This window comes from Aeromicrobium sp., from assembly GCF_036676885.1.
Taxonomy (GTDB): domain Bacteria; phylum Actinomycetota; class Actinomycetes; order Propionibacteriales; family Nocardioidaceae; genus Aeromicrobium.
On sequence record NZ_JAKFCB010000299.1, the window covers coordinates 1 to 8,972 of the forward strand.

Annotated in this window: 9 protein-coding genes; 6 read left to right on the forward strand and 3 right to left on the reverse strand. The window is 68.8% G+C overall.

Translation table 11 applies throughout. The annotated features are described in order from the left end of the window. Positions 1–131 precede the first annotated feature (131 nt). From V6M46_RS13565 to V6M46_RS13575, 3 genes are all read left to right on the forward strand, one after another. Complete coding sequence (locus V6M46_RS13565) at positions 132–1,496, forward strand: FAD-dependent oxidoreductase (RefSeq protein ID WP_332666054.1); 1,365 nt, start codon at positions 132–134, stop codon at positions 1,494–1,496. A 63-nt stretch (positions 1,497–1,559) separates the two neighbouring features. Continuing rightward, positions 1,560–2,585, forward strand: coding sequence for a class II fructose-bisphosphate aldolase (gene fbaA / locus V6M46_RS13570; protein ID WP_332666068.1), 1,026 nt, complete (start codon positions 1,560–1,562; stop codon positions 2,583–2,585). Positions 2,586–2,732: 147 nt separating this feature from the next. Beyond that, positions 2,733–3,767, forward strand: coding sequence for a type IV toxin-antitoxin system AbiEi family antitoxin domain-containing protein (locus V6M46_RS13575; protein WP_332666056.1), 1,035 nt, complete (start codon positions 2,733–2,735; stop codon positions 3,765–3,767). Between the two features lie 96 nt (positions 3,768–3,863). Here the strand turns inward: V6M46_RS13575 and V6M46_RS13580 are convergent, their stop codons facing one another. Continuing rightward, positions 3,864–4,280 (reverse strand): MarR family winged helix-turn-helix transcriptional regulator, encoded by a 417-nt coding sequence (locus tag V6M46_RS13580; RefSeq protein ID WP_332666057.1) that lies wholly within the window; start codon positions 4,278–4,280, stop codon positions 3,864–3,866. A gap of 94 nt (positions 4,281–4,374) precedes the next feature. Between V6M46_RS13580 and V6M46_RS13585 the strand changes: the two genes are divergently transcribed. Continuing rightward, entirely contained in the window at positions 4,375–5,871 is a 1,497-nt protein-coding gene (locus tag V6M46_RS13585) for an MFS transporter (RefSeq protein WP_332666058.1), read from the forward strand. Between the two features lie 22 nt (positions 5,872–5,893). Further along, complete coding sequence (locus V6M46_RS13590; protein WP_332666060.1) at positions 5,894–6,307, forward strand: DUF3151 domain-containing protein; 414 nt, start codon at positions 5,894–5,896, stop codon at positions 6,305–6,307. A gap of 83 nt (positions 6,308–6,390) precedes the next feature. Here the strand turns inward: V6M46_RS13590 and V6M46_RS13595 are convergent, their stop codons facing one another. Then, on the reverse strand, positions 6,391–7,278 hold the full coding sequence (locus V6M46_RS13595; protein WP_332666062.1) for a diacylglycerol/lipid kinase family protein: 888 nt from the start codon (positions 7,276–7,278) through the stop codon (positions 6,391–6,393). 12 nt (positions 7,279–7,290) lie between these two features. Further along, positions 7,291–8,259, reverse strand: coding sequence for an EamA family transporter (locus tag V6M46_RS13600; protein ID WP_332666064.1), 969 nt, complete (start codon positions 8,257–8,259; stop codon positions 7,291–7,293). 39 nt (positions 8,260–8,298) lie between these two features. Here V6M46_RS13600 and V6M46_RS13605 point away from each other — a divergent pair, with 39 nt between their 5' ends. Further along, positions 8,299–8,832: a CGNR zinc finger domain-containing protein gene (locus V6M46_RS13605; RefSeq protein ID WP_332666066.1), complete on the forward strand. Its 534-nt coding sequence runs from the start codon at positions 8,299–8,301 to the stop codon at positions 8,830–8,832. The last annotated feature ends 140 nt before the right edge of the window (positions 8,833–8,972 follow it).

Below are 8,972 nucleotides of genomic sequence, written 5' to 3' on the forward strand. Positions count from 1 at the left end.
GCCTCGACACCAACAGCTCGTTGGTCGAGGCTCTGGCGATGTACCGTGCCGCGGGATATGTCGAGATACCGCGCTACAACGACAACCCCTATCCCGACCACTGGTTCGAGAAGTCGCTCTAGGCTCGGGACATGAGCTCTCGCGTCGTGGTCATCGGAGGGGACGCGGCCGGTATGACCGTGGCGTCCGCACTGCGTCGCAGGCTGCCGAAAGACGACGAGGTCGTCGTGCTGGAGCGCGGGAGTTGGACCTCGTACTCGGCGTGCGGCATTCCCTACTGGATCTCCGGTGAGGTCGAGTCGGCCGAGGCGCTCGTCGCGCGCAGCGTCGACGAGCACCGCGCGAACGGCATCGACGTGCGGATGGGGGTCGAGGCGACCGCGATCGACCCGGGCGCTCGTACCGTGTCGGTGAACGGCGCGGACGACCTGACGTACGACCGGCTGGTCATCGCGACGGGTGCTGAGCCCGTACGCCCCGACCTGCCGGGGATCGACGGCGCCGGGATCTACGGCGTGCAGACCCTCGACGACGGCCAGGCGCTGATCGACGGGCTCGCGGAGAAGCCGAGGAAGGTCGTGGTCGTCGGGTCCGGATACGTCGGCCTGGAGATAGCCGAGGCATGCGTGGCGCGCGGCTTCGACACGACGGTCATCGACCGGTCGAGGACACCGCTGTCGATCATCGAGCCGCAGCTCGGCGAGCAGGTCGCTGCTGCGATGCGCAAGCACGGCATCCGGCTGCTCTCCGACACCGCCGTCACGGGTTTCACGCTCGACGACTCGGGCCGTGTGTGCGCGGTGATGACGAAGGATGACTCGATCGATGCCGACCTCGTCGTCCTCGGGCTCGGCGTCACCGCTCGTTCAGCCCTGGCCGCGGGTGCAGGCCTGCCGCTCGGCGCCAAGGGCGGCATCGTCGTCGACGATCATCAGCGCGTGGTCGGGTTCGACGACATCTGGGCGGCCGGTGACTGCGTCGTGGCCAAGGACCGGGTCACCGGCGACCTGATCCACGTACCGCTCGGCACCCACGCCAACAAGCAAGGAATGGTCGCCGCGGACAGCATCGCCGCCCAGATGTTGGGGGAGACTCCGCGGATCAGCTTTCCCGGCGTCGTACGTACGGCGATCACGAAGTTCTGCGCGCTGGAGATCTCGCGCACGGGGCTCGGGGAACGGTTGGCGGTCGACGCCGGATTCGACCCCGTGACGGTCAGCATCGAGACGACGAACTTCGCCGGCTACATGCCCGACCCCGGCACCATGACGGTCGTGATGGTCGCCGACCGGTCGACGAGGCGATTGCTCGGCGCTCAGATCGTCGGCGCCGAGGACTCGGCGTTGCGGATCGACGTCGCGGCGACCGCCCTGGCTGCCGGCCTGACGATCGACGAGGTCGTGATGCTCGACCTGGCGTACGCCCCACCGTTCTCGTCCGTGTGGAGCCCGATCCAGGTCGCCGCCCGCGCTGCGGTCAAGGCGCTCGGCAACTGACTCGCGGGTAGCGACCACCAACTGGAATACTGACTTCGCAACCCCCGCCCGCGATTTCAGGAGATCCGCATGCCCGTCGCCACACCCGAGGTCTACGCCGAGATGCTCGACAAGGCCAAGCGCGAGTCCTTCGCGTTCCCGGCCATCAACGTCTCCTCCTCGCAGACGCTCAACGCGGCCCTGGCCGGCTTCGCCGAGGCCGAGAGCGACGGCATCGTCCAGGTCTCGACCGGCGGCGCCGACTACTGGTCCGGCCCGACGGTCAAGAACATGGTCAGCGGCTCGCTGGCGTTCGCCGCGTACGCCGAAGAGGTCGCCAAGAACTACCCCGTCAACGTCGCCCTGCACACCGACCACTGCCCCAAGGACAAGCTCGACGGCTTCGTACGTCCGCTGCTCGCGGCGTCGGAGGAGCGGGTCAAGTCCGGCGGCCTGCCCTATTTCCAGTCGCACATGTGGGACGGCTCGGCCGTGCCGCTCGACGAGAACCTCGAGATCGCGAAGGAGCTGCTGGCTCGCTGCCACGCCGCCGGCATCATCCTCGAGGTCGAGATCGGCGTCGTCGGTGGTGAGGAGGACGGCATCGTCGGTGCGATCGACGACAAGCTCTACTCCACGCCCGAGGACGCGCTGGCCACGGCCGAAGCCCTCGGCCTCGGCGAGAACGGTCGCTACCTGACCGCGCTCACGTTCGGCAACGTGCACGGCGTCTACAAGCCCGGTGGCGTCAAGCTCCGTCCCGAGGTGCTGGAGACGGCGCAGCAGGTCGTCGGCGAGAAGTACGGCAAGGACCACCCGTTCGACCTGGTCTTCCACGGCGGGTCCGGCTCGCTGCCCGAGGAGATCTCGGCGGCGGTCGACTACGGCGTCGTCAAGATGAACGTCGACACCGACACGCAGTACGCCTTCACGCGTCCCGTCGTCAGCCACATGTTCACCAACTACGACGGCGTCCTCAAGATCGACGGCGAGGTCGGCAACAAGAAGGCGTACGACCCGCGCGCCTGGGGCAAGGCTGCCGAGGCCGGCATGGCGTCGCGCGTCGCCGAGGCATGCGCCAACCTGCGGAGCGCCGGCACCAAGCTCTGAGCCTCGCCGGGGTGGCGGTTTACCAGGAGAACCTGGTAAACCGCCACTTCTTCATGCAAATTTGCCCGGAGATGTGGCGGGAATCCCGGGGGAGTCGTGTCCTCCACAGGGCGATGCGGCGGGATGCGTCGTCCACACCCCAGGCCGGTGGCCATGTCGTCGGGACGCGGAGTTCACGAATCTGATGGCATGGAAGATGTCTTCTTGGCCTTGGCGGCGCATCGTGGAGGGTACGTGTTCCGGCACGATCTCATCGACTACGGCCTGAGGGACCGAGACATCCGTGCGGCGGTGCGGGCCGGTCACCTCACCCGGCTACGTCACGGGACGTATGCACCGACGTCCTTGGTCACGCCGCTCAGTCCCGAAGCCAAGCACGTCCTGATTGCATACTCGGTCCTCGACAAGCTGGGCCCCGGCGTCGCGCTCAGCCACCACTCGGCGGCGCTTGTCCACACGCCGCAATCCTTCGGGGTCGATCTGGACATCGTCCACGTGACTCAGCTCAGCGGTCGGCACGGCCGCAAGGAGGCGGGCGTCGTCTTCCACGTCGGCGACACGACGGAGGACGATCTCGTCGAGGTCGATGGCCGACTGGTGGTGGCGCCCGCCCGCGCGGCGTTCGAATCGGCGTGCCGGTCGTCGACCGAGTCCGGGATGGTGACGATGGGCGCGATGATGCATGACGGGAAGGTCGCGCGCGAGGAGTTGGAGCAGCTGGGTGCGACCTGGGAGCGGTGGCCCGGCAGCCGACACGCAAGGATTGCGATCAGGCTCGCTGACGGGCGCAGTGAGTCGGTCGGGGAGTCGAGGTCGCTGTTCATGTTCTGGCGAGAAGGCGTCCCGAGGCCGGAGATGCAGGTCATCATTCGCACGGAGGACGGTCGGCATGTGGCTCGCTCGGATTTCGCCTGGCTCCTCTATCGCCACACCGGAGAGTTCGACGGCTTGTTCAAGTACGGCCGACTCAACTCGTACGCGAACGATCCCGGGCTGGCAATCACCGAGGAGAAGAAGCGTGAAGACCTTGTTCGCTCTCTCATGCTCGGCATGTCGCGGTGGACATGGGCGGGCCTGGACGAGAAGCGCCGTGGTCGAACGGCCCGCGACATCATGCTGGGCCTCGAGCAGTCCAAGCGGCTCTATACCCGCAATGCGACGTACATTCCTCTGTTCGTCTGACTTCGCCGGGCAACCAGCCACTTCTCCAGGTGAATTTGCCCGGGGGAGTGGCTGATTACCAGGTTCTCCTGGTAAACCGCCAAACCTGACGTGAGGTCAGCGGTCGGCGGGCAGGAGCACGCCGGCCGCGAGCTGGGCGCAGTCGCCGGCTTCCTCGCGGAGGATCTTGCGATGCGTCGGACGGGCGGCTTCGTAGCGTTCCCGTCCCGCCGGGGTGATCTCGGTCCACTGTGCGCGACGGTCGTCCGAGCACGTGTTGCGGCACACGAGGCCGTCCTTCTCGAGCCGGCTCACCAGGCGGGACAGCGCGCTCTGGCTGAGATGGGCGTGCTCGGCGAGCACGGACATGCGTACCTTGCCGTCGGGCTTGGCGGCGTGCAGCAGCTGCAGGACCTCGAACTCGCTCGAGCTCAGGTCGTGCTGCGCGCCGAGCTCACGGTCGAGGCGGCAGGTCAGCTGGTTGTAGCGACCCATCAGCTCATGCCATGACGCGGCGAGCTTCTCATCGGACACCTTTGACACCTGTGAAGCATATCACTGCGTACGCATAAGATGTTCATGCATTAGTTGCTTGCGCATTAAATGCAAGTGCATGAGACTGGCTGACATGACCTCAGTCCTCACAGGCACCAAGCCTGACTCCACAGATCTCCATGTCACCGAGGGAACCGGGTGGTCCGGCCGCACCTGGCTGCTGCTCGTCGTCCTCGCCGGTGCGCTCTTCCTCGACGGCCTCGACATCTCGATGGTGGGCGTCGCCCTCCCGTCGATCGGCGAGGACCTGGACATGACGCCGGCCGCCCTGCAGTGGATTGTGTCCGGCTACGTCCTCGGCTACGGCGGGCTGCTCCTGCTGGGCGGCCGGTCTGCTGATCTTCTCGGGCGGCGATCGGTGTTCCTCTTCGCCGTCGGCGCGTTCGGCATCGCCTCGGTCGTCAGCGCCTTCCTCAGCAATGACCTGGCGCTGATCGCCCTGCGCTTCGTCAAGGGCGTCGCCGCGGCGTTCACGGTGCCGGCCGGCCTGTCGATCATCACGACGACGTTCGCCGAAGGCCCTGCGCGCAACCGCGCCCTCAGCATCTACACGGTCTGCGGTGCGAGCGGGTTCTCGATGGGCCTGGTGTTCGGCGGCTTGCTCACCGAGCTCGGCTGGCGCATGACGTTCCTGCTGCCTGGCCCGGCGGCGCTGCTCCTGCTGTTCGCGGGCCTCAAGGTCGTCCCGCGCGCCGAGCGCCAGGTCTCGTCACTCAAGCACTTCGACCTGCTCGGCGCGTTCACCAGCACCGCCTCGCTGCTGATCCTGGTCTACGCCGTCGTCGAGGCGCCGGCCCGTGGCTGGACCAGCTTCGCGACGGTGGGTCTCCTGGCCACGAGCGTCCTGCTCGCCGCGGCGTTCGTCACGGTGGAGCTCCGGCACGACCACCCCCTCGTACGCCTGGGGATCCTGCGTTCGGCCCGCGTCGTGCACGCCAACCTCGCCGGTGCCGTGATGTTCGGTGCGTACGTGTCGTTCCAGTTCGTCGTGACGCTCTACCTGCAGAACGCCCTCGGCTGGTCGCCGCTCGCCATGGCACTGGGCTTCCTGCCGGCCGGCATCCTGGTGGTCCTGAGCGTGGTCAAGATGGGCTCGGTCCTCCAGCGCTTCGACACGCGGCTGGTGATCGCCGCCGGGCTCGCATCGTTCGCCCTCGGGTACGCCTTGTTCCTCCGGGTCACGCCCGGCATGGCGTACGTCAACTTCCTGCTGCCGACGATGTTGCTGCTGGGGCTCGGCTTCGCGCTGTGCTTCCCGTCGATCAACGCGCAGGCCACCTCCGGCGTCGCCGACCACGAGCAGGGCCTGGCCTCCGGCCTGGTCAACACCAGCATCCAGATCGGCGGCGCGGTGATGCTCGCGGTGATCTCGGCCGTGATCGGTGCGGGCGAGGTCGCGGCCAAGCCCGACACCCTGCTCCCCGGCATGACCACGGCGATCCAGGTCGTCGTCGGGCTGACCGTGGTCGGGCTGCTCAGCACCCTTGCGGTGGTGGGCATCCGTCGCCCCGTCCCGGAGCTCGCTCCCGTCGTGGCCGAGCGTGAGCTGGAGGACTGCGTCGCGTGTTGAGCGCAGGCCGTAGGGTGCGGGCATGACCAACTTGTTCGGTGAACCGCCCGCAACCCTGCTGCCCGAAGACCCGGGCGCAGCGTCCCTGGCCGAGGGTGACGACCCCAAGAACGTCGCCGCCAGCCATCCGGACTCGGCGCTCGCCTGGGTCACGCTCGCCGAGCTGGCCCTCGCGGACGGCCTGGACCTCGAGGCGTACGCCTTTGCGCGGACCGGCTACCACCGCTCGCTCGACCTGCTGCGGCGCAACGGGTGGAAGGGCCACGGCCCGTTGCCGTGGAACCACGAGCCCAACCGCGCGTTCCTCCGCTCGCTGGTGGCTCTCGCAGATGCCTCCGAGCGGTTCGGCGACGACGGCGAGGCGCATCGCTGCCGCGAGTTCCTCCACGAGTCGAGCCCCGAGGCGTACGCGGAGCTCGTCAGCCCGAAGGGCTGAGCGACAGGACGAGTAGCCCGAAGGGCTGAGCGACAGGACGAGTAGCCCGAAGGGCTGAGCGACAGGCCGAGTAGCCCGAAGGGCTAAGGCACGAACATCGCCAGCGCGGCGGGCTCGATGCGCCAGGAGTGCTCGCTCCTCGGCCCGGTGAGCTCGCCGTCGCTGGTGCAGGCGAGCTTCTCGCCACGCACGGAGACCGTGGCACCGCGGAGGTAGACGACGTCGTCGCGACGATGGTGGTCGCCGCGCCGGACGTGCCAGGCGTACGCGATGCGGCGCCGCGGTGACTCGGTGTAGGACACGGCCACGTCCAGCTCGCCGTCCGACGGATCGGCGTCCGGGAGCAGCGGCGTCCCACCGCCGACGAAGCAGCCGTTGCCGACCGCCACCTGGATCACCGGTTCCTTGCGGGGCAGCTCCTCGCCGTCCACGGTGATCTCGAGGCGAGCGCCCGGCGTGGTCAGCCCGCGTACGCCCGTGAGCACCGCGCCGACGACATACCCGAGCGGCCCCAGGGCCTTCTTCCAGGGTCGGGCCGCCTTGGCCGCCTCGGCACCGATCCCGATGTGTGCGGCGTTGACGACGACGCCGTCCTGGTCGTCGATGATCAGGTCGATCCTGCGGGTACAGCCCGCCGCGATGACCTGGGCGGCCTCGACCGGGTCGTCCGGCAGGCCGAGGGCCGTGGCGAAGTCGTTGCCGGTGCCCAGGGGCACGAGTCCGATGACGGTGTCGGCGAGGCGTCCGGCCGTCCGCAGGGCGTCGACGACGGCGTGCAGGCTGCCGTCGCCGCCGAGCACCACCACGCCGTCGACCGATCGATGGGTGTCGAGGGCTTCGGCGAGGTCCTGCGGCGACGAGGTCGTGACGAGCTCGACGTCGAACTCGTGCAGCGCGGCGACGACGTTGCCGATGGCCTCCTCATCGGCGGTGCCGGCGTCGGCATTGGCGATCGCGAGGAGGGAGGTCATCAGGCCGCCAGCCTACGGCGCAACCGCCTCCGAGGCGTGCTGAGTCGTGGGTTCGCCGAGTCTCACGGCGATGACGCCGAGCAGGATCAGGGCGCCGCCGGCGAACTGCACGGCAGCCGGGGCCTGGTCGAGCAGCAGCCAGGCGAACAGGACGCTGGCAACCGCCTCGGTCAGCCCGACGAAGGCCGCCAGCCGGGACCCGAGCCGGCGGGTCGCGGCGATCCCCAGGACGTACGCCAGGCCTGCCGTCACGACGCCGAGCGCGAGCACCGGCACCCACCACGGCAGATCGGATCCGGCGAGGACGACATCTGTCCGCGAGGTCGCGAGCGGGACGATGCCGACCAGCCCGGCGACCAGCAGCGCCACGCCGCCGAGCAGGAGGCCGCCGGCCGCGAGCACGATGCCCGGCAGGCCGTTGTCCTCGTCAGCGGAGATGATCCAGTAGAACGCGGCGCCGGCCATCGCGCCGAGCGCCCACAGGACGCCGATCGGGTCGACGTCCGCGCCCGAGATCAGGTCCAGGACCAGCGCAAGCCCGGCGATCGCAAGCAGTGCGCCGCCGACCGTCAGCCGGCTGGGACGCTGGCCGTGGCGGAACCACAGCCAGCCGATCACGGCGACCGGCGACGTGAACTCGATCAGGATCGCGACGCCGACCTGCATGTGGTCGACGGCGTTGAAGTACGCCAGCTGGCACCCGGCGACGGCGATGAGCCCGTATGCCGTGATGAGGCCGGCGTTGCGGCGCAGCAGGAACCAGCGTCCCCGCAGGGCGATCAGCGCGGGGACGATCAGCACGGCGGCGGCGATCAGGATGCGGGCCATGACGGCGGAGCCGGCGGTCCAGCCGGAGTCGATCAGCGCCTTGGCCAGTGGGCCGGAGAGGGCGAACGAGGCCGCGGACAGCACGGCGAGCCCGAGGCCGGAGAGCCGCCGTGAGGGTGGCGCCTTCGGGATGTCATGAGTCAACGTGGCCATGACATGTGACACTACTGCCGGGCGATGTAAGGTGTCAACATGGTCTTCACTGATGACACGGAGGGAGCCCTGGTGGCCGCGGTCGTCCTCGTGAACTCCGCCGAGCCGCCGGAGACGATGACGACGACGGACGAGCTGGCGGCGTTCTTCGTCGAGCACGGCTACACCGGGCGGCTGGTCGGCGACCAGGCCGAGCTCGACGCGGTGCATGCGATCAGGCCGCGCCTGCGCGAGCTGCTGACGAGCTCGCGCGACGAGGCCGTCGAGATCGTCAACCAGATCCTGGCCGAGGCCGAGGCGCTCCCGCAGCTCGTCCGGCACGGCGACACCGACTGGCACCTGCACGCCGTCGAGGACGACCGCCCGCTTGACGTACGCATGCTGGTCGAGACCGCCATGGCCATGATCGACGTGATCCGTGCGGACGAGCTGTCGCGTCTCGACATCTGCGCGGACGCCGACTGCGAGGGGGTCGTCCTCGACCTCTCGCGCAACCGGTCGCGCCGGTTCTGCAGCACAACCTGCAGCAATCGCGCGGCTGTCGCGGCATACCGGGCACGTCAGGCCCTTTGACCCAAGCCCGCACCGACGATTTCGGCTAGACTGTCTCGGTAAGAGCCCCGCGAGAACGGGGCTTGTCGCATGTGTGAGGGGTGCATACCCATGCCCGCAGTCGTGATCGTCGGAGCCCAGTGGGGCGATGAAGGCAAAGG

Bases quoted from the DNA above. Each gene is read 5' to 3' on its own strand.
- V6M46_RS13565 (WP_332666054.1), top strand. From the start codon at position 132: ATGAGCTCTCGCGTCGTGGTCATCGGAGGGGACGCGGCCGGTATGACC.
- V6M46_RS13585 (WP_332666058.1), top strand. From the start codon at position 4,375: ATGACCTCAGTCCTCACAGGCACCAAGCCTGACTCCACAGATCTCCAT.
- V6M46_RS13590 (WP_332666060.1), top strand. From the start codon at position 5,894: ATGACCAACTTGTTCGGTGAACCGCCCGCAACCCTGCTGCCCGAAGAC.
- V6M46_RS13595 (WP_332666062.1), bottom strand. From the start codon at position 7,278: ATGACCTCCCTCCTCGCGATCGCCAATGCCGACGCCGGCACCGCCGAT.
- V6M46_RS13600 (WP_332666064.1), bottom strand. From the start codon at position 8,259: ATGGCCACGTTGACTCATGACATCCCGAAGGCGCCACCCTCACGGCGG.
- V6M46_RS13605 (WP_332666066.1), top strand. From the start codon at position 8,299: ATGGTCTTCACTGATGACACGGAGGGAGCCCTGGTGGCCGCGGTCGTC.